This is a genomic window from Streptomyces sp. NPDC088812, assembly GCF_044750285.1.
GTDB lineage: Bacteria > Actinomycetota > Actinomycetes > Streptomycetales > Streptomycetaceae > Streptomyces.
The window spans coordinates 228,575-250,090 of sequence record NZ_JBIVJP010000009.1; the positions used below are offsets into that span (position 1 = coordinate 228,575).

Below are 21,516 nucleotides of genomic sequence, written 5' to 3' on the forward strand. Positions count from 1 at the left end.
CGGGCCCGGCTCAGGGGCTCAGCCGCTCCACCCGCCAGCTGCCGTCCGCCCGCGCCACGTACCGCAGCCGGTCGTGCAGCCGGTTCTCCCGCCCCTGCCAGAACTCCACGGACTGCGGCGCCACCCGGAAACCGCCCCAGTGCGGCGGCACCGGCACCTGCTCGCCCTCGGGATAGCGGGCCTCCAGCTCGGCGTAGGAGGCCTCGAGCTCGGCGCGGGTGGCGATCACCGAGGACTGGGCGCTGGCCCACGCGCCCAGCTGCGAGCCGTGCGGCCGGGTCCGGAAGTACGCGGCCGTCTCGTCCCTCCCGGTCCGCCGGGCCACACCCCGCACGATGACCTGCCGGGCCATCGGATGCCACGGAAAGAGCAACGAGACGTACGGGTTCTCGGCGAGGTCGCGGGCCTTGCGGGAGTCGTAGTTGGTGTAGAAGACGAAGCCCTGCTCGTCGAAGTGCTTCAGCAGCACCGTGCGCGAGCTGGGCCGCCCTTCGCCGTCCGCCGTGGAGACCACCATGGCGTTCGGTTCGAACAGATGGGCCTCCGCCGCGGCCTGCTTGAACCAGCGCGCGAACTGCTCCAACGGCGTAGCGGCCAGGCCGGACTCGGCGAGGCCCTCGGCCCGGTACTGCTTGCGCATCGAGGCGGGGTCGGGGGAGGCGGCGTCTGCGGGAGTCACGCGGTCATCCTGCCGTACCGACGCACCGAAACCCAGGGTGGCACTGAGTGCCGCGAGGACTCCCCAAGGATGGCACTCAGGGATATGGTGCTGATACCGGCCCCGGTCGGATGACCGTCGGCCGCACGGGGCATCACAGGGGTGACCGCTCAGGACCGCGAGTCCCCGGACCGGACCGCGGAACCACCGGCACACCGGTCACTCCCAGCCAGTCACCCCACCCGTCGCACCACCCCGCTCCACCCGTCGCACCACCCCGCTCCACCCGTCGCACCACCCCGCTCCACCCGTCGCACCACCCCGCTCCACCCGTCGCATCCCCGCCCCACCACCCGTCGCACACATCACGAGGAGCCGCCTGATGTCCGACTTCGTACCCGGACTCGAAGGAGTCGTCGCGTTCGAGACGGAGATCGCCGAACCGGACAAGGAGGGCGGCGCACTCCGGTACCGGGGCGTCGACATCGAGGAACTGGTCGGCCACGTCTCCTTCGGCAACGTCTGGGGCCTGCTCGTCGACGGCGCCTTCAACCCCGGCCTGCCGCCCGCCGAGCCGTTCCCCATCCCCGTCCACTCCGGCGACATCCGCGTCGACGTCCAGTCCGCCCTCGCCATGCTCGCCCCCGTCTGGGGCCTCAAGCCCCTCCTCGACATCGACGCCGAGCAGGCCCGCGAGGACCTGGCCCGCGCCGCCGTCATGGCCCTGTCCTACGTCGCCCAGTCCGCCCGCGGCCAGGGCCGGCCCATGGTCCCGCAGCGCGAGATCGACAAGGCCCGGTCCGTCGTCGAACGCTTCATGATCCGCTGGCGCGGCGAGCCCGACCCCAAGCACGTCGCCGCCGTCGACGCCTACTGGACCTCCGCCGCCGAGCACGGCATGAACGCCTCCACCTTCACGGCCCGCGTCATCGCCTCCACCGGCGCCGACGTCGCCGCCGCCCTCTCCGGCGCCGTGGGAGCCATGTCCGGCCCGCTGCACGGCGGCGCCCCCTCCCGCGTCCTCAACATGATCGAGGAGATCGAACGCACCGGGGACGCCGAGGCCTACGTCAAGCAGGCCCTGGACCGCGGCGAGCGCCTCATGGGCTTCGGCCACCGCGTCTACCGCGCCGAGGACCCCCGCGCCCGCGTCCTGCGCCGCACGGTCCGCGAGCTGGGCGCCCCCCGCTTCGAGATCGCCGAAGCCCTGGAGAAGGCCGCCCTGGAGGAGCTCCACAACCGCCGCCCCGACCGGGTCCTCGCCACCAACGTCGAGTTCTGGGCGGCCATCGTCCTCGACTTCGCCGAGGTCCCGGCGCACATGTTCACCTCGATGTTCACCTGCGCCCGCACGGCCGGCTGGTCGGCGCACATCCTGGAGCAGAAGCGCACCGGCCGCCTGGTCCGCCCCTCCGCCCGCTACATCGGCCCCGGCTCCCGCAGCCCCCGCGAGATCGAGGGCTACGCGGACATCGCCCACTGAACCCCACAGCAGCCCCCCACGTCACGCGGGGCCGAACCGCTCCGCGTGACCGACACCCCACCACCGCCGGAAACGCAGGCGACCCGCGAGTCTGGTCCTCCACAGGAGGGGCCGGCCGGACGTACCGGCGACTCGCGGGTCGGGTGACTGCGTGGAATTGGCCGGCTGCGTGCATCTCACACACGCGGGTCCGGCGCCGAACCGAGTACGACGACGGGCTGCTAGCCCGCAGTCACCTCTTCCGTCCGGTATGCATACATCTGCCGAACCACCTCCTTTCCGAAGTACCAGCCACCCTAAGAACCGTTCCGGCACCGAATCAACTGTTTTTTGGAAGTCCTGGCGACGCGGTTGCCAGCACATGGGTGACCAGCGGGTTCCGGTCCTCCGTTCGGTGGGCGAGGGCCACCGTGGTGTGGGCGGTGGGCTGGTCGAGAGGTCGGAAGGCGACGCCCTCCAGGCGGACGCGGCGGATGCCGGACGGGGCGACGGACACGCCCAGGCCGCTCTCCACCAGGGCGCAGACCGTCACCCACTCGACGGCCTCCTGGGCGACCCGCGGGGTGAAGCCGGCGGCGGCGCACACGGCGGTGATGCGGTCGTGCAGGCCGGGGCCGGTCGCGCGGGGGAGGAGGACGAAGGGGGAGTCCCGCAGGTTCGCGAGGGTCACGGAGGGGCCCGCGGCCAGCGGGTGGGACGCCGGGAGAACCGCGACGAGCGGCTCGGTCAGGAGCGGGGTGAACGTCAGGTCCGGGTCCCGCGCGGGCGGCTCGCGCAGGAGACCGACGTCCATGGCGCCCTCGCGCAGGGCGGTCAGCTGCGGGGCGGTCGTCATCTCGCGGAGGTCCAGGTGGACACCCGGGAACCGCTCCCGGTGGGCGCGGAGCAGCCCCGGCAGCACGGTGAGGGCGAGCGAGGCGGCGAAGCCCAGGCGGAGCCGGCCGGTGCGGCCGTCACCGGCGGCCCTGGCCGCGGCGAGTCCGTCCGCGAGGCCGGTGAGGGCGCGGCGGGCGGCGGGCAGCAGTTGCCGTCCGGCCGGGGTGAGCGCGGTTCCGCCCGGGTCCCGGGTGAACAGGGGGTGGCCGACCTTGGCCTCCAGGCGCCGGATCTGCTGGCTGAGCGGCGGCTGGGCGATGCCGAGGCGGTCGGCGGCCCGGCCGAAGTGGAGTTCCTCGGCGAGGACGACGAAGGCGTGCAGTTGGGGGAGGGGCAGTTCCGGGCGCTCCATATCTCCAGTGGTATCAGATGGCATGCACGTGCGTATTGGACGTATCTGCGCCGGCCTGCCTACGGTGCCGGGCATGAGCGAGCGACGTGCCATCCTCAGCGGGTCCCTGTTCGAGGAGCGGATCGGATACGCCCGGGCCGTCGTCGACGGCGACCGGGTGCACGTGTCGGGGACGACCGGCTACGACTACACGACGATGACCATCGCGGACGACGTGGTCGAGCAGGCCGAGCAGTGCCTGCGGAACATCGGGGCCGCGCTCGCGGAGGCGGGCTGCGGGTTCGCGGACGTCGTGCGGGTGCGCTACCTGCTGCCGGAGCGGGACGACTTCGAGCCGTGCTGGCCGGTGCTGCGCCGCTGCTTCGGGGAGGTGCGGCCGGCGGCGACGATGATGGTGTGCGGGCTGGCCGACCCCCGGATGCGGATCGAGATCGAGGTGTACGCGCGCCGGCCGCACACGCGTTGACGCGCGCGGGAACCGCGTTCTCCTGTCCGAATGACGGATCTTCGTACCGCACCCGTGGCCGGCGAGGCCATGCTCCGGCAGTGGCGGCACGTCCACAACACGATCGTGCCGCCGGCCGCCCTGTCCCTCGACGAGGTACGCGCGCGTGCCCGGCGGTACCGCCTGGAGAACGCCTACGTCGGCGACGTCCTCATCGGCTGCTCGACCGTGCGCCCGCTCAGGGCGAGGAGCGGGTGGCGACGGTCATCGCGCGCGTGCTGCCCGCGTACCGCCGTCGCGGCCACGGCACCGCCCTGTACGAGCGGGGCCTCGCGCACGCGCGCGTGCTCGGCGCGAGGACGGTGGAGACGTGCGTGCCGGCCGCCAACGAGGAGGGCCTGCGGTTCGCGGTGGCGCGCGGCTTCGCGGAGATCGAACGGTACGTGCTCGACGGCGGGAGCGACGTCTGGATCGACCTGCGGCTGGCCGCCTCCGGGCAGGCGGTGTGAGCGGTGCAACGATTCCTCTGCAATCTTGCGGGAACCCTATGTGGGCTGCGTCACGTTCGAGTTGAATGAGGGCACGTGAGCGAACCTGCAGGGGGTCCAGGTGAGTGCTTCCCGCCGTAGTGGGACCACCGACGAGCTGGGGCCGGACGAGCCCGAGCGGTCCGGGCCGGGGGCCTCGGACGGCCCGGCGGGCCCGGACGGCTCGGATCTGCTGGCCGCGCTGCTCGACGGCATGGACGCGGCGCTGTGCGCCTTCGACGCCGACGGTGTCGTCACCCACTGGAACCGGGAGGCCGAGCGGATCCTCGGCTGGAGCGCGGAGGACGCGGTGGGCCGCCGCGGCTTCGCCGGGTGGGCGGTGCGCGAGGCGGACGCCGCGGACGTCGAGAGCCGTCTGCTGGCGGCCATGCACGCCCCGGGCCGGCAGGTGCACGAGTTCGCCCTGGTGACCAAGGACGGCGGCCGGGTCCTCGTGCGCACCCAGTCCGCCGCCGTGCGCGGCCCCGAGGGCAAGCCCGCCGGCCTGTACTGCGCCTTCAGCGAGGTGCACGCCCAGATAGACCTGGAGCGTTCGATAGCGCTCAGCGAGGCCCTGTTCGAGGACGCCTCCTGGGGGGTCGTGCTCGTCGACGCCGACCTGCGCCCCGCCGTCGTCAACGCGCACGCCGCCCGCGCGCTCGGCACCGGCCGTACGACCGTCCTGGGCCGCCCGCTGGGCGAGCTGCTCACCCGGGGCGTCGAGGAACTGGAGAACGCCCTGACGCACGTCCTCGCCGAGGGCGCCCCGCCCGCGCCCGCCGAGATGTGGATCGGTGTGCGCACCCCGGAGGGCGAGAAGCGGCGCTGCTGGCGCAGCGGGTTCCTGCGGCTGGCGTCGCCGCTCACGGAGGAACCGGTGCCGCTGGGGGTGGGCTGGCTGTTCCAGGACGTCACCGAGGCCAAGCAGGGCGAGCAGGAGGCCGCGCTGCTGCGCTTCCGCGCCAACCAGCTGCACCGCGCCTCCCGCGCGGCCGCCGAGTGCGAGGACGCGGCGGAGGCGGCCACCGTGCACCTCGACTTCGCGCTCGCCGGCTTCGCCGACCACGCCCTGATCGACCGGGTGGCGGGCGCCCCGCAGGCCGACGGCGAGTCCGGGGCGCCGCCCCGGCTGGTGCGGGTCGCGGCCACGCCCTCCGGTGGCCCCGGCCCCAGCGCGCTCACCGGCCGCGCGGGCCTGCCCGTGCGCTACGCCGACGGGCACCCGGCGCTCCAGTGCGTGGCCCGCGCCGGTTGCGTGCGCGCCTCCGCCGGCGCCGTGTCGCAGGACCGGGCACAGGAGTGGGCGCACGCGCGCCAGTGGCCCGAGGACACCGTGCACGCCCTGTGCGCCGTGCTGCGCAGCCGTGGCCGCACCCTGGGCGTCGTGACGTTCCTCCGGGGCGCCGCCCGCACCCCGTTCGGACGCTCCGACGCGACGTACGCCGAGGACGTCGCCGTCCGCATAGCCCTGGCCCTCGACCTGGCGGCGGCGACGGCACCGGGGGAGCGGGCCTGACGCCTTCGGGCGGGCGGGAATGACACCTTCGGGTGGGCGGGAGCGACACCTTCGGGTGGGCGGGAGCGACGGCGTCCGGAGAGGGCCGCGCTCGCTGCGCGGGAGGACCGTCCTGCAGGCACCTGAGCGTCACCCGCCCGCCCCAGTATTGACAGCACGCTGGTCCAGACCGCACGGTGATCCGCGACACCGACACCGGACACGGCAGAGGGGCCCCTCGGATGAGCGACCGCACGCCCGCCGCCCAGTTCTTCGACGCCGCGATCGGCCTGCTGCACCGGGTCCGCGACGAGGAGGCCGAGGCCATCGAGGCCGCGGGCACCCTGCTCGCCGACACCGTCGCCTCCGGCGGCCGCCTCTTCGCCTTCGGCGCCGGACACTCCTCGCTGGCCGCGCAGGACGTCGTCTACCGGGCCGGCGGCCTGGCCCTGATGAACCTGCTCGCCGTCCCCGGCGTCGTCGGCGTCGACGTCGTGCCCGCCACCCTGGGCTCCGCCCTGGAGCGCGTCGACGGCCTGGCGGGCGCCGTCCTCGGCACCTCCCCGCTGCGCGCGGGCGACGCCCTGGTGATCGTCTCCCTGTCCGGCCGCAACGCCCTGCCCGTGGAGATGGCCCTGACCGCCCGCGGCCTGGGCGTGCGGGTCATCGGCGTCACCTCGGTGGCGTACGCGACCGAGACCGTGTCACGGCACACCTCGGGCACGTTCCTGAAGGACCACTGCGACGTCGTCGTGGACTCCAAGATCGCCGTCGGGGACGCCGAGCTCACCCTCGACACCGTCCCGGCGCCCTTCGCGCCCGCCTCCACGGTGGTCACCGCGGCCCTCCTCCAGGCCGTCGTGGCCACCGCGGCCGCCTCCCTCGCCGCCCGCGGCATCGAGCCCCCGCTGCTGCGCTCCGGCAACGTGGACGGCGGGCACGAGTGGAACGGGCGGATCATGGACGAGTACGGGGACCGGATCTTCTACCGGCACTGAGCCGCTCCCGTCGGCCCCAGCCTCCCCCCTGAGCCCTCCAGCCCCGTCCGCCCCACCGGCTCAACCGCCCCACCCCGCCCCACCCGGCCCCACCCACCCCCACCAGGCCCGCAGGCCTCCGCAGGGCCCGGCCGCGAGCCCACCTCCGACCGGCCGCCGGCCCCGGATTCCCCGATGTAACCGCCTCGTTCCACCGGCGCGGCACGCTTGTCAGTGCCATCCGGCAGAATTGAAGCCAGGGCCAGCGCACGCGCCGAAGAGCCGTCGAGCCTTCGGCACATCTCATCGAGGGGCATGTATGTCCGGACTGATCGACACCACGGAGATGTACCTCCGCACCATCCTCGAGCTGGAAGAGGAAGGTGTGGTCCCGATGCGCGCCCGGATCGCCGAGCGGCTCGACCAGAGCGGGCCGACGGTCAGCCAGACCGTGGCGCGCATGGAGCGGGACGGCCTGGTCTCGGTGGCCAGCGACCGGCACCTGGAGCTCACCGACGAGGGCCGTCGGCTGGCCACGCGCGTGATGCGCAAGCACCGCCTCGCCGAGTGTCTCCTCGTCGACGTGATCGGCCTGGAGTGGGAGCAGGTCCACGCCGAGGCGTGCCGCTGGGAGCACGTGATGAGCGAGGCCGTCGAGCGCCGCGTCCTGGAGCTGCTGCGCCACCCCACCGAGTCGCCCTACGGCAACCCGATCCCGGGCCTGGAGGAGCTGGGCGAGACGGACGGCGCCCATCCGTTCCTGGACGAGGGCATGGTCTCGCTCGCCGACCTCGACCCGGGCCTGGAGGGCAAGACGGTCGTCGTCCGCCGCATCGGCGAGCCGATCCAGACGGACGCGCAGCTGATGTACACGCTCCGCCGGGCGGGTGTGCAGCCCGGTTCGGTGGTGAGCGTCACGGAGTCGGCCGGCGGCGTGCTGGTGGGCAGTGGCGGTGAGGCGGCCGAGCTGGAGTCGGACGTCGCGTCGCACGTGTTCGTCGCCAAGCGCTGAGCGGGAGCCGGGCCGCACCGGAGCCGGGCCGCACCGGAGTCGGACCGCACCGGAGTCGGACCGCACCGGAGTCGGACCGGAGCCGGGCCGCACCGGAGCCGGACCGGAGCCGGACCGGAGCTGGACCGGCACCGGGGCCAGGCCGCACCGGAGTCGGGCCGGCACCGGGGCCAGAGCGCACCGGAGCCGGGTTCGCCTCGTCCCACCACCCGCGTCCCGGCCACCCGTCCCGATCGACCGTACCGACCACCCGTACCGACCACCCGGGTGGCGGCGAGGCCGGCGGCGGGCCTTCCGGAAAGCCTGAGCATTGTTCAACTCCTGAGGCACGTCGGGCAGTTGAGGCGACGATCGATGTCGTCGAATCGGTGATTCCCTGCGCCGAATCGCAGCGCTCCGGCGCTTCGCGTGCCAATCTGTCGCGAGAGGCATATGACCTGAGGGGGGCGGGGAGGATGTGCCGCAGACGAACGGAGGGCCCCGGCGCCGTACGGCGCCGGGGCCCGTCCTCCCCTGTCCTGACCCGGAGCCCCGAGCTCTCAGGGTCAATCCCCTCGGACCGTTTTCCCCGAGCGGTCCGCCTCCCGTTGAAGATCTCCCCTCGAGGGCGGCGATCATTCCTTGAGGGTGGTCACTCGAACGAGCGGTGTTGGCCGCGTAAGTGGGTGTTTTCGAATGCTCATTCGATAGCCTGCGGGTGAAGGGCCTCGCGCGGGGCGGATCACGGCCATGACGGTTCACGGCCGCGACACGGACCGCGTGAGGCGCGCGATGGGCGAAGGCAGTGGACAGCACAGCGGTACGACGGCAGACACGACGCGTGACCGGACCGGCCGGCTCGAACGGGAGCGAGGGGTCCGAGCGGAGCGAGGGGGGTGCCAGGACCTATGGCGCGACGCATCGACGTGACCGGGGCGGGCGGCGTACGCCTGGCGGCCTGGGAGTTCGGTGACCCGCCCAAGTCCGACCCGGCGCAGAACGGGTCGGAGCCCACGATTCCGGCCCAGTCGTCCGGGGGAGGGGCGGCGCCGGACGGACCCGCCGACCCCGACCGGACCACCGGTGTGCTGTTGCTGCACGGGCTGATGGGCCGGGCCTCGCACTGGGCGTCCACCGCCCGCTGGCTCTCCGGACGGCACCGGGCGATCGCCCTCGACCAGCGCGGCCACGGCCAGAGCGAGAAGCCCCCGCAGGCCGCCTACACCCGCGAGGCATACGTGGAGGACGCCGAGGCGGCCCTGGAGCAGCTCGGCCTCGCCCCGGCCGTCGTCATCGGCCACGCCATGGGCGCCCTGACCGCCTGGCAGCTCGCCGCCAAGCGTCCCGACCTGGTCTCCGGGCTGATCATCTGCGACATGCGGGCCTCCGCGCTCGGCGCGGCCTCGCAGCGCGAGTGGGCCGACTGGTTCCGCTCCTGGCCCACTCCCTTCGCCACCCTCGCCGACGTCCGCAAGTGGTTCGGCGAGGACGACCCCTGGGTGGAGCGCCCGAACCCGGCGCGCGGCGAGTTCTACGCCGAGGTGATGCACGAGTCCACCGACGGCTGGCGCCCCGTCTTCGAACCCGAGCAGATGCTGAAGTCCCGCGAGACCTGGATCTACGACGCCCACTGGGAGGAGCTCGCCCAGGTGCGGTGCCCCACCCTGGTCGTGCGCGGCCTCGACGGCCTGCTGGGCCGCGCAGAGGCCCAGGAGATGGTCCGCGTCCTCCCGCGCGGCGAGTACGCCGAGGTCGCCGACGCCGGCCACCTCGTCCACTACGACCAGCCGGAGGCGTGGCGGGCGGCCATCGAGCCGTTCCTCGACGGCGTCCTCACGGGGTGAGCGAGACGGTCACGGCCGTCGTCGCCGGGGTGAGCGAGACGGTCACGGCCGTCGTCGCCGGGGTGAGCGAGACCGTCACGGCCGTCGTCGCCGGGGTGAGCGAGACGGTCACGGCCGTCGTCGCCGGGTGAGAGAGGCCGTCCCTGCCGTCCTCGCCGGACCGTGCGGGCGGCGCCGCTAGCGGTCCCGCCCGCACGCGTAGGCCAGCGGCGAGATCAGCTCCTCCGCGTCCGGCAGCCACCGGTTCGCGGGAGTCGGCCGGCAGGCCCACTGCACGGCACCCCGCGACCCGAACCGGGTGGGCGGCGCGGCCACGTACGTCCCCTCGCCCAGCGCGACGAGATCGAGCGACCCCGGCGACCAGCCCAGTGTGCGGATCCGTTCGGGCAGCTTCGCGGACGCGCCCGGCAGGACGAAGAAGTGCATCCGGCGGTCCGGCGTCAACGTCACCGGCCCCAGCGTCAGTTCCATCCGCTCCATCCGGGCCAGCGCCAGGAAGCCCGCCGTCTCCGGCACGGAGATCGCGTCGAACGTCCGCCCGGTGGGCAGCAGGATCGAGGCGGACGGCTGCTTCTGCCACATCCGGCGCGCGACGGTCGCACTGCCCGTGGCCTGCGTGGCCCAGTCCGGCCGCGCGGGATGCGCCCCGGGCGCCGGACACGCGGCGTCACCGCAGGAGCACCGCTGCATCCCCTCCACGGCTTCCAGCCAGGTGCCGGGAAAGACGTCCCAGTGACGTTCCTCGGCATAGCGAACAGCGGTGTCCAGCAGCGATTCCCCGCGCTGCTTCGGGATCTGAGCGGCTTCGGCGCCCGCGATGGTCTCTTCCACGATGAACACAACTCTGGGCGTCACCAGGGGTTACGCCCGCCCATGTGCGCGGGGGAGGAGCATCGATCCCGTGTCCGGGGCGCATGGGTGCACCGGCGGGGGCGCGCGGCAGGAATGAGCGCGGAAGCGGGTAGTCACGCTTGGGGGTCGGCTTCCGCCATTACCCCGGCAATCCTCACATGCCTCGCATTCTCGCCGTATCCGTGGGGCATTGATCTTCACGGCCGGAACTATTCGGTGGAAGACACATCAACTCGGTGCGCGGGACGGCACCGCAGCCACAGGGCGGACGATCCGAAGGGAGCGCCGGCGCCGGCGGGACGAACGGGACGGAGGCCCACGGGCCCGCCGGGCCGTCCACCCGGCACCAGCGGCGCGCACCGGAGGTGAGCCGCCGAGAAACAGGGGGTAGTGCCCATGGCCGCAAGGCCTCTTGTCGCGCGGCAGCCGAACGAACGGTTGCAGGCGCTCATCCAGGAAGCGGGCTGCTCGAACGCCGGGCTCGCCCGCCGCGTCAACATGTGCGGCGCGGAGCACGGCCTCGACCTGCGCTACGACAAGACGTCCGTGGCCCGCTGGCTGCGCGGACAGCAGCCGCGGGGACGCGCCCCGGCGATCATCGCCGAGGCGCTGGGGCGCAAGCTCGGCCGTACGGTCACGATCGACGAGATCGGCATGGCCAACGGCAAGAACCTCGCGTCGGGTGTCGGACTCCAGTTCTCGCCGACGGTACTGGGGGCCATCGAGCAGGTCTGCGAGCTGTGGCGCAGTGACGTGGGCCGCCGGGACTTCCTCTCGGGGTCGTCCGTGGCCGCCTCGGCGCTGGTCGAGCCGAGCCGGGACTGGCTGATCTCCTCCCCGGACGCGCAGGTGGCGCGCTCGGCGGGCCCGCGGGTGGGCCTGTCCGACGTGGCGGCCGTCAAGGCGATGACCCAGGCGCTGGTCGACCTGGACCACGAGTACGGCAGCGGGCATGTGCGCCCGGTCGTCGTGCACTACCTCAACAGCGTCGTCTCGGGCCTGCTCGCCGGGTCCTACCGGGAGGCGGTGGGGCGTGAACTCTTCGCGTCCGTGGCCCGGCTGACGGAGCTGGCCGGCTACATGGCCGTCGACACCGGACAGCCGGGGCTCGCCCAGCGCTACTACATCCAGGCCCTGCGCCTCGCGCAGGCGGCCGGCGACCGCGGCTACGGCGGTTACGTCCTCGCCGCCTCCATGAGCCACCTGGCCGCGCAGCTCGGGAACCCGCGCGAGATCGCCCAGTTGGCACGGGCGGCGCAGGAGGGCGCACGGGGGCGCGTGACGCCGCGGGCGGAAGCGATGTTCCACGCGGCCGAGGCCCGTGGACACGCGCTCCTGGGCGACGTACGGGCGGCCCAGGGGGCGGCCGGCCGGGCGGTGGCGGCGCTGGAGGCGGCCGATCCGGCGGCCGGCGACGACCCGTCGTGGATCGCGCACTTCGACGAGGCCTATCTGGCCGACGAGTTGGCGCACTGCCACCGCGATCTCGGCCAGGCCGAGGCGGCGGCCCGGTGCGCCGAGCAGTCCCTGGCCGGGCACCCGCGGAGCCGGGCCCGACGGCGGGCCATCGGGTATGTGCTCCTGGCCACGGCACAGGTGCAGCAGCGCGAGGTGGAGCAGGCCTGCAACACCGGTACGAAGGCGGTGGAGTTGCTGGAGACACTGCGCTCCAACCGGGGCGCGGAGTACCTGGAGGACCTCCAGCAGCGGCTCCAGCCGTTCCGGGAGGAACCCGTGGTCAGGGAGTTCGGGGCCCGTCTGGACCTCCAGGCCGCCGCGTGAACGGACGGAGCGTCGGTGCGTGAACGGCCGGGAAACGGCCCGTCGTCGCGCGGTGCGCGACGGACACGGCGCACGGCGCTCCGGTTCCGTCACACATCTCACACTCGTCCCCTTGGGAGGGAGATCACGTCCTGAGCTGCGTGGCACGGGGTTCCGCCGACCCGGTAGCGTGAGCCGACGATTCCGAAGGTCCCCCATCAGTTGGAGTCCCGGTGACGCAGAGTGGACAGGGCGAGGAGCCCTCGGCGCGGCCCGCGCGCGAAGGCATCGTGCTGCCCTCCGACGGCGGGGAACCCCTGCTGCCGGGCATGACGAGCAGTTCCCACGAGGTCAGGCGGCCGTACGGGCAGCAGGCGCCGCCGGTGTCCGCGCCGTCCGGCGGACAGACCTGGGGCGGGCCGTGGGGCCCCGAGCAGCAGCAGCCGGGCGGCCAGGGCTGGCCGCCCCCGGCGGACGGGCAGTGGGGCGCCGCCCCGCAGCCGGCGGGACACGACGCGTGGGGCTCCGGGTCCCGCCCGGGCGCCGCCCCGCTGCCGCCCGAGGGCGCCCCGGCCCCGTCGTACGGCCACGGCGTGCCGTCGGCTCCGCTGCCGCCGCCCGCCGACGCCGCCACCCAGTACATCCCGCCGGTCCCGGCCGGACCCGTGGGCGACGGCGCGACGCAGTACATACCGCCCGTGTCCGCCGCCCCGGTGGACGACGGTGCGACGCAGTACATACCGCCGGTGCCCGCGGCCCCCGTGGACGAGGGCGCCACGCAGTACCTGCCGCCGGTGGGACCGGGTGCCCTGCCCCCGGAGGCGCCGTCGGAGTCGACCCGCTTCCTGGGCCGCTCGGCTGGCCACGGCGGCCCCGGCCCGATGCCGGGCGGCGCGCAGCCCGGCTCCTTCCCGGGCGCGGGCGCACACGCGGGCGCAGGCCCCGTCCCGGGCGCCCCGGCGTACCCCGGCGGCCCGTCGCACCCGGGCGCGGGGCCCCTGCCCGGCGCCGGTACGCACCCCGGCGCCCACCCCGGTCCGCTGCCCGGTGCCGCGCACCCCGACTCCGAGGCCACGCAGTACATCCCTCCGGTGACCGGTCAGCCGCCGTACGGCGGGGGCGGCGCGGACCGGCAGCCGCCCGCGGAGTTCGAGAACCTCTTCCGGGGCGGGCCCGCGGACGACGGACCGGCCGGGTCGACGCAGCAGCTGCCCCGGTTCTCGGAGCCGGAGCCCGCCGGACACGGCGGTTACGGCGCCGGGCCCGGTCACGGGTCCGACCGGTCCTCGTACGCCCCGCCCGGCGGCGGCGGGCGGCGCGCCGCGCGGGACGACGACCACGGGCGCGGCCGCGGCGGCCGCACCGGATCGCGGGTGCCGCTGTTCGCCGCGATCGGCGTGGCCATCGCCGTCGTCGGGATCGGCGCGGGAGCGCTGCTCGCCGGCGGGGGCACGGGCGACGAGGGCGGGGACGACAAGACCGTGGCGGCGTCCGCGCCCGCCACCGAGGCGTCCCCCTCGGCGTCGGCGGCCGACCCCGCCGAGCAGCAGGCGATCGCGCTGGACGCGTTGCTCGCGGACAGCGGCAGCAGCCGGGCCACCGTGATCGGCGCGGTGGCCGACGTGAAGAAGTGCAGCAACCTCGCCCAGGCCGCCAAGAACCTGCGGGACGCGGCGACGCAGCGCACCGAGCTGGTGACCAGGCTGTCCGGGCTGAGCGTCGACCAGCTCCCGAACCACGCCGCGCTGACCACCGCGCTCACCAAGGCGTGGCAGGCGTCCGCGTCCGCCGACAACCACTACGCGGCCTGGGCCGACCAGGTCGCCGCCAACAAGAAGAGCTGCAAGAAGGGCCAGGCCCCGACCACCGCCCAGACGCAGGCCGGCAACCGTGAGAGCGGCACCGCCAGCACCCAGAAGACCCAGGCCGCCACGATCTGGAACCAGATCGCCGGAACGTACGGACTGACGGAGCGCCAGCCGACCCAGCTGTGAGGCCCACCGGCCGAACCAGCTGTGAGGCCCACCGGCCGGCCCGGCTGCGAGGCCCACCGGCCGGCCCGGCTGCGAGGCTTGCCGGCCGGCCCGGCTGCGAGGCTTGCCGGCCGGCCCGGCTGCGAGCCCGCCCGGGAGGTCAGTCGACGTCCGCGTTCTCCAGCGTCTTCGTCACGTCGACGAAACCGTCCCGGGCGGCCACCAGCCGGCCCTTGCGCACCGTCTGGAGCGTCACGTCGGCGTTGACCAGGCGCGGGAAGCCGATGGAGGCGAGCTTGTCGCTGAACTCCCAGCGCAGGGTCGGCGTGAGCCCGCCGGTGCTGATCTCCAGCCCGTCGTCCAGGGCGCCGCGCACGCTGTCGGCGGTCACCTCGCCGCTGCCCAGCGACTCCACGACCCGCCGGAACACGGAGTAGGCGATCCAGGTGGTCTGCACCCCGGTGTCCGACGCGTCGATCCGGGTGTCGGAGAAGGCCTGCTCCTTGATGACCTTCTTCATCGCGTCCCAGCGCGAGTCGTCCGCCACGGGGTACCAGCCGGTGACGTACGACCCCTCGAAGGGGCCGGTGGCGCCGCCGGTGGAGTTGATCACCGCCTGGTCGACGCTGCCGAGGACGGTGGCCGTGCGCACGGCGGGGTAGTCCTCGCGGGTGCGGCGGAAGGAGTCCATGTAGGTGCTGGTGCGGTCGCCGAGCGCGGGCACCACGCACCCCTTCCCGTCGGTGCCGTCGGTGGCGTACTCCAGGGCCGCCTCGGCCTGCGCCGTGTACTGGGCGGCGTCCTCCGCCGCCAGCTGGTCGTCGGCCGCGTCGTGCGCGCCCGCCTTCAGTCCGGCATTGAGCATGGCGGGCAGCGCGTCGCCCGCGATGGTGTCGGGGCGGACGAGCGCGACGGATCCGCAGACCGCGGCGAGTTCCCTGCCGAGTCCGGCCAGCAGCGCCGGCGCCCCGCCGTTGACGGGGTAGGAGAGGGGGCTGGTGAACTCCTCGTTGGTGACGCCGTAGCCGCCGATGTAGGGGATGCCGGCGCCCTCCAGGGGCGGCAGGAAGGACTCCGAGTGCTGGCTGTAGGAGCCGATGACGGCGACCGCCCCCTCCTTGACCGCCCGCCGGGCGCACTTCGCGGAGGCCACGCTGTCGTTGTGGTCGTTGCAGGTCAGGACGGTCAGTTCGCGGCCGCCCAGCCCGCCGTGGGCGTTGATCCAGCGGGCGTAGGCGCGGGCGAAGGCGGGCATTCCGGGCTTGTTGGTCGCGGCCGTGCCCTCGGGGGCCCAGGTCATCACGACGATCGGATCGTCCCCGGAGCCCCCCGTGGTGCCGGGGACGATCCCGCATCCCGCGGCGAATGACGCGCAGGCGATCAGGGCGCCCGCCGACAGGGCGGTGGCTCTGGCGGATCGGGTGAGGCGGAGGTACCTGGGGAGGAAGGTGCTTCGCGTGCGTCGCCTACCGGTCATGAACCGACACGATTCCGCCACATCACCAACCGCCGAGTGACTCTTGGTCAAGGCGCGGTGACGCGCAGGTGAATTACCGGGGCGGGTGGGACGCCCGGGACGCGGAACGTACGATCGATGACCGTGCAACAAGGTTCGGAGAACTCTTCCCGTCGCAACCGTCGCTCCTCCACCATGGGCGGCATGCCACTCAACGACATGCCGTGGTGGCGCTGGCGCAGCAATGTGCGCTCCGCGCTGCACATGCTCTCCGACCCGCTGTTCCAGCGGGACGTCTGGCTGGCCGGGGCCGAGGGGTACGGCGACGTCACCGACGCCGTGTACCGCCTGGTCGAGGACACCTGGCTGGACAACTGGTCCGCCGAGAAGTACGTCGGCACGATCTTCCGCGACTCGCAGGAGGCGGCGCTCGTCGACACCGCCGTGCTGCGGGTGCTGCGGATCATGCACCAGGTCGGCCCGGACGCGCCGGTCTCCGCCTACGTCGACCACCAGGCGTGGCCGGAGGCGGTGCGGGCGGCCCGTGACGCGCACGTACGGATGGCCGTGGCCGACGGGGAGGACCCGGACGCGCCGCCGCGCACGCTGGAAGTGCTGCGGATCCTGACCCGGTCCGCATAGGCCGGGGAGGGTACGCCGGGGAGGCGTACCGGGGAGACGGCGCGCGGGCGGACGTCCGGGGAGGCGGCGCGCGGGGCAGACGTCCGGGGAGGGCGGGCCGGCCGGGGACGAGGGGCGTACCGGAGCGGGTCCGTCCTGCGGACGGAGTTCCACCGGGCCGGTGCGGTCGTGAGACCCTGTCGTGCATGAGTGAGCAGTCCACCCGAGCCGCGGCGGCCCCCGCCGACCAGTACGTCCTCACCCTGTCCTGCCCCGACAAGCAGGGCATCGTGCACGCCGTGTCGAGCTACCTCTTCATGACCGGGTGCAACATCGAGGACAGCCAGCAGTTCGGCGACCACGACACGGGTCTGTTCTTCATGCGCGTCCACTTCTCGGCGGAGCCCCCGGTGACCGTGGACAAGCTGCGGGCGAGCTTCGCGGCGATCGGCGACTCCTTCCACATGGACTGGCAGATCCACCGGGCCGACGAGCGGATGCGGATCGTCCTCATGGTCAGCAAGTTCGGCCACTGCCTGAACGACCTGCTGTTCCGCGCCCGGATCGGCGCACTGCCGGTCGACATCGCGGCAGTGGTGTCCAACCACACCGACTTCGCCGAGCTGGTGGCCTCCTACGACCTTCCCTTCCACCACATCCCGGTGACGAAGGACACCAAGTCCGAGGCCGAGACCAAGCTCCTGGAGATCGTCCGCGGGGAGAACGTCGAACTGGTCGTGCTCGCCCGCTACATGCAGGTCCTCTCCGACGACCTCTGCAAGCAGCTCAGCGGCCGGATCATCAACATCCACCACTCCTTCCTGCCGAGCTTCAAGGGCGCCAAGCCGTACCACCAGGCGCACGCGCGGGGCGTGAAGCTGATCGGCGCGACGGCGCACTACGTCACCGCGGACCTCGACGAGGGGCCGATCATCGAGCAGGAGGTCGAGCGGGTCGGGCACGACGTGACCCCGGACCAGCTGGTCGCGATCGGGCGGGACGTGGAGTGCCAGGCGCTGGCGCGGGCCGTCAAGTGGCACGCGGAGCGCCGGATCCTGCTGAACGGGCGGCGGACGGTCGTCTTCGCCTGACCCGTCCCCCCGGCTCTCACGGGCTCACCGAGCGCCAGATCCGCTCCGGCAGGATCCGCGCGACGTCGTCGAGATCGACGTCGTCGGCCCCGGAGAGCCGGCGGCGGGCGACGCCGATGACCGGTCCGGGGGCCAGCGACTCGATCAACGCCAGGGGGAGCGGGGCGAGTTCCCCCGACGCTGCCGAAGTGGTGGTGGAGGCTGCCCGGACCGACCCCGCCGGCCTTGGTGACCGCCCCGACCGTGAGGCCCCGCTCGCCCTCGGCGGTGTGGACGCGCAGGGCGGCGGCCTACATACGGCTCAGGGACGCCGCCGCGAACAGGACGTCCCTGATCGCCTCCGGGTCCCCGACCTGTCCCGCCGCGGCCTCCTCCGGCGACACATGGCCCGCCGCCAGCCGGCAGAACTCCACGTCGTCCAGGGCGACATGGGCCACCTCGTGGTCGGCGGAGCCCACCGCGGCGGGGGAGTCCAGCGGGATGAGCCACTCGCCGCCGCCCAGGCCCTCGATCTCCAGCCGCAGACTGCGGCCGGGCCGGCCGGCGGTCACCAGGTGCCGGCTGCGTCCCGGCGCGGCGAGGCCCGCCCGCCGCCGTTCGGCGAGGGCGCCCGGCAGCAGGCGGGCGGCCAGGTCGATCATGTCGTGCAGGTGGCGCGGGGCGGGCGGCGCGTAGGGGTAGTCGACGGCCTCCGCGATGTCCTCGGCGTGCACCCAGCACTCGAAGGCCCGGTCGGCGAGCGCGTCCCGCAGCGGCAGCTCGAAGCCGCCGTACGACACCGGCAGGGTGCCGCGGCCGCCACCGGTGAAGGACACCGTGCGGACGACGGCGTGGGTCTGCTCCCGCCACGGCGCGCGCACGGTACGCGTCGGCGGGAAGCGCGAGGCACCCCAGTACGCCTCCGTCCGCTCGGCGGGCGTCTCCGCCGGCTTGTCCCCGGCCAGCGGGTCCTCCAGGCCCAGGGCGACGGCGATCAGTCCGTCCACCGCGAGCAGATGCGCGATGACCCCGGCGACGGTCGTACGGCGGCTCGTCCCGTCCTCGCCGCCGAACCAGCGCAGCCGGACCGGCGCGTGCCACTCCGCGTCCCCGAAGTCCTGGAGCAGGGCGTCCAGGCGGGCGGTCTCGGCGTCGTACGACGTGGCCCACGCGGGCACCGGGACGCGGGGCGGGCGCCGGTCCAGGCAGCCGCCCAGGACGCGGGTGCGCAGGCCGGGGTCCAGGTCGAGGCTCTCGGGCCGCTGGAGCAGGCCGACCGCCTCGCGCAGCCGCCGGGCCTCGTCGGCGCAGGTGCCGCAGTCGCCCAGGTGCTCCTCCACGGCGGCGGTCTCCTCGGCCGAGCAGGCGGCCAGCGCCCACGCGCCCAGCAGCGACTTGAGGACGGGATGCTCCAGGCGCGGGGGCGTCGGTCCGGCGGGGCCCGTGGCGGACGGCGACGGAGGACCGCCGGGGCCGCCGGGGCTGTCTGCACAGCCGGAGCCCCCGGGGCCGCCGTCGCCCCCGGGGCCGCCGTCGCCCCCGGGACCGTCCGTACCGCCGGGACCGTCTGTACCGCCGGAGCCGCCCGTATCGCCGGTCGGGCCGGGACCGCCGGTCGGGTCGGGGCCGTCGGTCGGGTCGGGGCCGTCGGTCGGGCCGGGACCGTCGGTCGGGCCGGGACCGTCGGTCGGGCCGGGACCGCCGGTCGGGCCGGGACTGTCGGTCGGGCCGGGACCGCCCGTACCGCCGGGGCCGTGGGTGTCGTCGTCGAACGCCGTGGAGCGTTCCGTGCCGCTCACGCCGCGCCCCCGTATTCGGGGGGTGCGCCCGGGGCGGCGGTGTCGTGGGCCGTGGAGAGCAGTTGCAGGCCGAGACGGAGGCGGCGGCGGGCCTCGTCCTCGGTGACGCCGAGGTCGGCGGCGGTCTGGCGGTAGTCGCGGCGCTGGAAGTAGGCGAGTTCGAGGGCGGCCCGCAACGGGGCCGGCATGGACTGGACGATGTAGTCGGCGCGGGCGGCGACGGAGGCGTGGCGGACCTTGTTCTCCAGTTCCTCGGTGGTGCCGGGGCCGCCGCGGGCGAGCGCCGCGGTCTCGGTGGCGCGCAGCCGCTGCACGGCGAGACGGTGGGTCAGCGCGGCGACATAGGTGCGCAGCGGGCCCTGCGCGGGGTCGTAGGCGTCGGGGTGCTCCCAGACATGGGCGAAGACCTCGCGGGTGATGCCGTCGGCGGCCCGTTCGTCTCCGAGCACGCGATGGGCGAGTCCGTGCACGAGCGAAGCGAAGCGGTCGTAAAGCTCACCGAGGGCGGCGGCCTCGCCGCGCGCGAGCCGCTGCTGCATCTTGCGGTCCCAGCGGGGTGGTGCGTCCTTCCGCGCCATGCGACCCCCTCGTCGTCCTCGTGTCTGCGTCCAGCGTGCGTCCACCGTCACCTCGAATGTAGTCGGCACGTTCGATGCCGCACGCCCCTTTGATGCAATGTGCGCCCCCGGTCCGGCGGAGGGTGGTATCGGGCGTTGGCTACCCGGCTCGGTACTGATCAGACCCGATCGGATCAGTACAAGATTGATCGACAGAGATTGAACAGGACTGAATATGACGGGAATCGGCCTCTTTCCTTCAGTGGCCGTTTTACGTGCGGTGTTTCGGGGCACGGCCGCTGGGCAGCCGCGCTGCAAGGAAGCGAAGGGACGGCTTCCGTTTACGGCGAGCGAAGGGCGTGGTGGTGGCGTTCAAAGTGACCGGCGGCGAGCGGGGCGGATGGGCCGTGCTCCACGTGTCGGGCGAGCTGGACCTGGTGACGTCGCCGGTGCTGCGTCAGCGGGTCCACGACGTGGTGGCCGAGGGCCGCCACAGCCTCGTCCTGGACCTCTCCGAGGTGCATTTCTGCGACTCCAGCGGCGTCGGCGTCCTCATCGCCGCCCGCCGTCTGATCCGGTCCTGCCGGGGCCGGCTGCGCCTGATCCTCCCGGCGCGCGGCGCCGTCGAGGACTCCCACGTCAACCGGGTCCTCGGCGCGTTGGGCGTACGCCGGCTCTTCGACGTGTACGGCGATGTCGCGGAGGCCGTCGACGAAGGGACCGAACCCCTGTCGGCGTGACCCGCGCCACCCGCTCGGCCACACTCCTGTCCCGAAATTCCCCCTGTCTTGGCACAACCGTCACTCAGCCGCCGCCGGAGCGTCGCCGACGTCGTACGCTCCCTGCCGGAAGCACCCGCACGCGACGACGTAAGGCGGCCCGAGAAGACATGGTCAGCAGCGAGTACGAACGCAGGATCGCCGGCCGGTTCGCCACCTTCGACCAGGACGGCAACGGCACCATCGACCGGGAGGACTTCGGCGCCGCGGCCAAGGCCCTGCTCGCCGAGTTCGGCACACCGGCCCGGTCCGCCAAGGGGCAGGCCCTGTACGCCGGGGCGGAGGCCTTCTGGCAGGGCATGGCGGGGATCGCCGACCGCGACGGCGACCAGCGCATCAGCCGCGACGAGTTCGTGAACGGCGCGGTCAAGCGGCTGCGCGACAACCCGGACCGGTTCGCCGAGATCGCCCGCCCCTTCCTGCACGCCGCCCTCGACGTCGCCGACCCCGACGGCGACGGCCGCGCCACCGTCGAGGACACCGCCCGCGTCCTCAAGGCCCTCGGTGTCCCCGACGAGACCGCCCGCACGGTGGCGGCGGCACTGGGCACCGGCGCCGACGGCAAGGTCGGCGAGGCGGACGTCGTGCCGGCGTTCGCCCGCTACTTCACCGTGCCGGAGTAGCCGAGGGCGCGACGCCGCCTGACTGAACGTCGGTCAGGCCCGCGCCCACACTGATCTGACATCACGTCAGGCATATAACAGGGTTCACCTGGGAGGCGGAGTCGCAGCCCGCACATAGGTGCACTCGATGTGCGTGCAGTCATACGGAGAGTGACCGAAGGCCCCTTCGTGGCCCCCGGGTGCGGACACGGCGGCACGGCGCCGGCCTGCGGTGATGGACGACCGACGGCGCCGGTGTCGCGGATTGTGGCGCACCGCTGTCACGGAGCGTGAATTGCGGTTGTGTCCGAGGCGTGACCCGTCACGGCCCGGAGTCGGGGAGTCGCTCGGGTACCGTCTGTGAAATGCGACTGGTTCCGAGTGCGAGCCGTGCCGGT

General features: G+C 73.9%; 20 protein-coding genes and 2 pseudogenes. 14 read left to right on the plus strand and 8 right to left on the minus strand.

Going from position 1 to position 21,516, the window contains the following annotated elements:
- Positions 1 to 10: 10 nt before the first annotated feature.
- Positions 11 to 640, minus strand: coding sequence for a pyridoxamine 5'-phosphate oxidase (pdxH, locus tag ACIP67_RS18375; RefSeq protein WP_389521619.1), 630 nt, complete (start codon positions 638 to 640; stop codon positions 11 to 13).
- Positions 641 to 1,040: 400 nt separating this feature from the next.
- On the opposite strand from pdxH, the gene ACIP67_RS18380 reads away from it, so the two are divergent.
- Positions 1,041 to 2,141 (plus strand): citrate synthase 2, encoded by a 1,101-nt coding sequence (locus ACIP67_RS18380; RefSeq protein ID WP_385070815.1) that lies wholly within the window; start codon positions 1,041 to 1,043, stop codon positions 2,139 to 2,141.
- Between the two features lie 319 nt (positions 2,142 to 2,460).
- Here the strand turns inward: ACIP67_RS18380 and ACIP67_RS18385 are convergent, their stop codons facing one another.
- Entirely contained in the window at positions 2,461 to 3,369 is a 909-nt protein-coding gene (locus ACIP67_RS18385; RefSeq protein ID WP_401692821.1) for a LysR family transcriptional regulator, read from the minus strand.
- Positions 3,370 to 3,442: 73 nt separating this feature from the next.
- Here ACIP67_RS18385 and ACIP67_RS18390 point away from each other — a divergent pair, with 73 nt between their 5' ends.
- From ACIP67_RS18390 to ACIP67_RS18420, 7 genes and pseudogenes are all read left to right on the plus strand, one after another.
- Positions 3,443 to 3,835 (plus strand): RidA family protein, encoded by a 393-nt coding sequence (locus ACIP67_RS18390; RefSeq protein ID WP_401692822.1) that lies wholly within the window; start codon positions 3,443 to 3,445, stop codon positions 3,833 to 3,835.
- A 30-nt stretch (positions 3,836 to 3,865) separates the two neighbouring features.
- Positions 3,866 to 4,323: pseudogene (locus ACIP67_RS18395) on the plus strand (GNAT family N-acetyltransferase).
- A gap of 100 nt (positions 4,324 to 4,423) precedes the next feature.
- On the plus strand, positions 4,424 to 5,857 hold the full coding sequence (locus ACIP67_RS18400) for a PAS domain-containing protein (RefSeq protein WP_401692824.1): 1,434 nt from the start codon (positions 4,424 to 4,426) through the stop codon (positions 5,855 to 5,857).
- Between the two features lie 221 nt (positions 5,858 to 6,078).
- A complete protein-coding gene (locus tag ACIP67_RS18405) occupies positions 6,079 to 6,834 on the plus strand; it encodes an SIS domain-containing protein (RefSeq protein ID WP_401692826.1) in 756 nt (251 codons plus the stop codon).
- 298 nt (positions 6,835 to 7,132) lie between these two features.
- Positions 7,133 to 7,825: a metal-dependent transcriptional regulator gene (locus ACIP67_RS18410; protein WP_385070831.1), complete on the plus strand. Its 693-nt coding sequence runs from the start codon at positions 7,133 to 7,135 to the stop codon at positions 7,823 to 7,825.
- A gap of 887 nt (positions 7,826 to 8,712) precedes the next feature.
- Complete coding sequence (locus ACIP67_RS18415) at positions 8,713 to 9,648, plus strand: alpha/beta fold hydrolase (protein WP_401692827.1); 936 nt, start codon at positions 8,713 to 8,715, stop codon at positions 9,646 to 9,648.
- A complete protein-coding gene (locus ACIP67_RS18420) occupies positions 9,645 to 9,779 on the plus strand; it encodes a hypothetical protein (RefSeq protein ID WP_401692829.1) in 135 nt (44 codons plus the stop codon). The genes ACIP67_RS18415 and ACIP67_RS18420 overlap by 4 nt, the downstream gene beginning before the upstream one ends.
- A 46-nt stretch (positions 9,780 to 9,825) precedes the next feature.
- On the opposite strand, the gene ACIP67_RS18425 is transcribed toward ACIP67_RS18420, so the two are convergent.
- Positions 9,826 to 10,488 carry a bifunctional DNA primase/polymerase gene (locus ACIP67_RS18425; protein WP_401692830.1) on the minus strand — a complete coding sequence of 221 codons (663 nt, stop codon included), beginning with the start codon at positions 10,486 to 10,488 and terminating at the stop codon, positions 9,826 to 9,828.
- A 408-nt stretch (positions 10,489 to 10,896) separates the two neighbouring features.
- On the opposite strand from ACIP67_RS18425, the gene ACIP67_RS18430 reads away from it, so the two are divergent.
- Positions 10,897 to 12,282, plus strand: a complete 1,386-nt coding sequence (locus ACIP67_RS18430) for a transcriptional regulator (protein ID WP_401692831.1) — start codon at positions 10,897 to 10,899, stop codon at positions 12,280 to 12,282.
- A 212-nt stretch (positions 12,283 to 12,494) separates the two neighbouring features.
- Positions 12,495 to 14,255 carry a hypothetical protein gene (locus ACIP67_RS18435; RefSeq protein WP_401692833.1) on the plus strand — a complete coding sequence of 587 codons (1,761 nt, stop codon included), beginning with the start codon at positions 12,495 to 12,497 and terminating at the stop codon, positions 14,253 to 14,255.
- A 139-nt stretch (positions 14,256 to 14,394) separates the two neighbouring features.
- Here ACIP67_RS18435 and ACIP67_RS18440 read toward each other — a convergent pair whose 3' ends face one another.
- Positions 14,395 to 15,711 (minus strand): ABC transporter substrate-binding protein, encoded by a 1,317-nt coding sequence (locus ACIP67_RS18440; RefSeq protein WP_401692835.1) that lies wholly within the window; start codon positions 15,709 to 15,711, stop codon positions 14,395 to 14,397.
- A gap of 117 nt (positions 15,712 to 15,828) precedes the next feature.
- On the opposite strand from ACIP67_RS18440, the gene ACIP67_RS18445 reads away from it, so the two are divergent.
- Together ACIP67_RS18445 and purU are read left to right on the plus strand one after the other, a co-directional pair.
- Entirely contained in the window at positions 15,829 to 16,332 is a 504-nt protein-coding gene (locus ACIP67_RS18445) for a hypothetical protein (RefSeq protein WP_401692837.1), read from the plus strand.
- 185 nt (positions 16,333 to 16,517) lie between these two features.
- A complete protein-coding gene (gene purU / locus ACIP67_RS18450) occupies positions 16,518 to 17,402 on the plus strand; it encodes a formyltetrahydrofolate deformylase (RefSeq protein ID WP_389521487.1) in 885 nt (294 codons plus the stop codon).
- Positions 17,403 to 17,418: 16 nt separating this feature from the next.
- On the opposite strand, the gene ACIP67_RS18455 is transcribed toward purU, so the two are convergent.
- From ACIP67_RS18455 to ACIP67_RS18470, 4 genes and pseudogenes are all read right to left on the minus strand, one after another.
- Complete coding sequence (locus ACIP67_RS18455; protein ID WP_401692838.1) at positions 17,419 to 17,550, minus strand: hypothetical protein; 132 nt, start codon at positions 17,548 to 17,550, stop codon at positions 17,419 to 17,421.
- Positions 17,551 to 17,632: 82 nt separating this feature from the next.
- Positions 17,633 to 17,683: pseudogene (locus ACIP67_RS18460) on the minus strand (hypothetical protein); the annotation flags it as partial.
- Positions 17,684 to 17,692: 9 nt separating this feature from the next.
- Positions 17,693 to 19,180 (minus strand): maleylpyruvate isomerase N-terminal domain-containing protein, encoded by a 1,488-nt coding sequence (locus ACIP67_RS18465; RefSeq protein WP_401692839.1) that lies wholly within the window; start codon positions 19,178 to 19,180, stop codon positions 17,693 to 17,695.
- Positions 19,177 to 19,758, minus strand: a complete 582-nt coding sequence (locus ACIP67_RS18470) for a sigma-70 family RNA polymerase sigma factor (RefSeq protein ID WP_401692840.1) — start codon at positions 19,756 to 19,758, stop codon at positions 19,177 to 19,179. The genes ACIP67_RS18465 and ACIP67_RS18470 overlap by 4 nt, the downstream gene beginning before the upstream one ends.
- A gap of 338 nt (positions 19,759 to 20,096) precedes the next feature.
- Between ACIP67_RS18470 and ACIP67_RS18475 the strand changes: the two genes are divergently transcribed.
- Both ACIP67_RS18475 and ACIP67_RS18480 read left to right on the plus strand, forming a co-directional pair.
- On the plus strand, positions 20,097 to 20,477 hold the full coding sequence (locus tag ACIP67_RS18475) for an STAS domain-containing protein (RefSeq protein WP_389521493.1): 381 nt from the start codon (positions 20,097 to 20,099) through the stop codon (positions 20,475 to 20,477).
- Between the two features lie 149 nt (positions 20,478 to 20,626).
- Positions 20,627 to 21,139, plus strand: coding sequence for an EF-hand domain-containing protein (locus tag ACIP67_RS18480; RefSeq protein WP_401692841.1), 513 nt, complete (start codon positions 20,627 to 20,629; stop codon positions 21,137 to 21,139).
- The last annotated feature ends 377 nt before the right edge of the window (positions 21,140 to 21,516 follow it).

Coding starts and splice junctions, on each gene's coding strand:
- ACIP67_RS18445 (WP_401692837.1), top strand. CDS start 15,829: ATGACCGTGCAACAAGGTTCGGAGAACTCTTCCCGTCGCAACCGTCGC.
- ACIP67_RS18480 (WP_401692841.1), top strand. CDS start 20,627: ATGGTCAGCAGCGAGTACGAACGCAGGATCGCCGGCCGGTTCGCCACC.
- ACIP67_RS18430 (WP_401692831.1), top strand. CDS start 10,897: ATGGCCGCAAGGCCTCTTGTCGCGCGGCAGCCGAACGAACGGTTGCAG.
- ACIP67_RS18390 (WP_401692822.1), top strand. CDS start 3,443: ATGAGCGAGCGACGTGCCATCCTCAGCGGGTCCCTGTTCGAGGAGCGG.
- pdxH (WP_389521619.1), bottom strand. CDS start 640: ATGCGCAAGCAGTACCGGGCCGAGGGCCTCGCCGAGTCCGGCCTGGCC.
- ACIP67_RS18470 (WP_401692840.1), bottom strand. CDS start 19,758: ATGGCGCGGAAGGACGCACCACCCCGCTGGGACCGCAAGATGCAGCAG.
- ACIP67_RS18410 (WP_385070831.1), top strand. CDS start 7,133: ATGTCCGGACTGATCGACACCACGGAGATGTACCTCCGCACCATCCTC.
- ACIP67_RS18380 (WP_385070815.1), top strand. CDS start 1,041: ATGTCCGACTTCGTACCCGGACTCGAAGGAGTCGTCGCGTTCGAGACG.
- ACIP67_RS18440 (WP_401692835.1), bottom strand. CDS start 15,711: ATGACCGGTAGGCGACGCACGCGAAGCACCTTCCTCCCCAGGTACCTC.
- ACIP67_RS18385 (WP_401692821.1), bottom strand. CDS start 3,369: ATGGAGCGCCCGGAACTGCCCCTCCCCCAACTGCACGCCTTCGTCGTC.
- ACIP67_RS18405 (WP_401692826.1), top strand. CDS start 6,079: ATGAGCGACCGCACGCCCGCCGCCCAGTTCTTCGACGCCGCGATCGGC.
- purU (WP_389521487.1), top strand. CDS start 16,518: ATGAGTGAGCAGTCCACCCGAGCCGCGGCGGCCCCCGCCGACCAGTAC.
- ACIP67_RS18415 (WP_401692827.1), top strand. CDS start 8,713: ATGGCGCGACGCATCGACGTGACCGGGGCGGGCGGCGTACGCCTGGCG.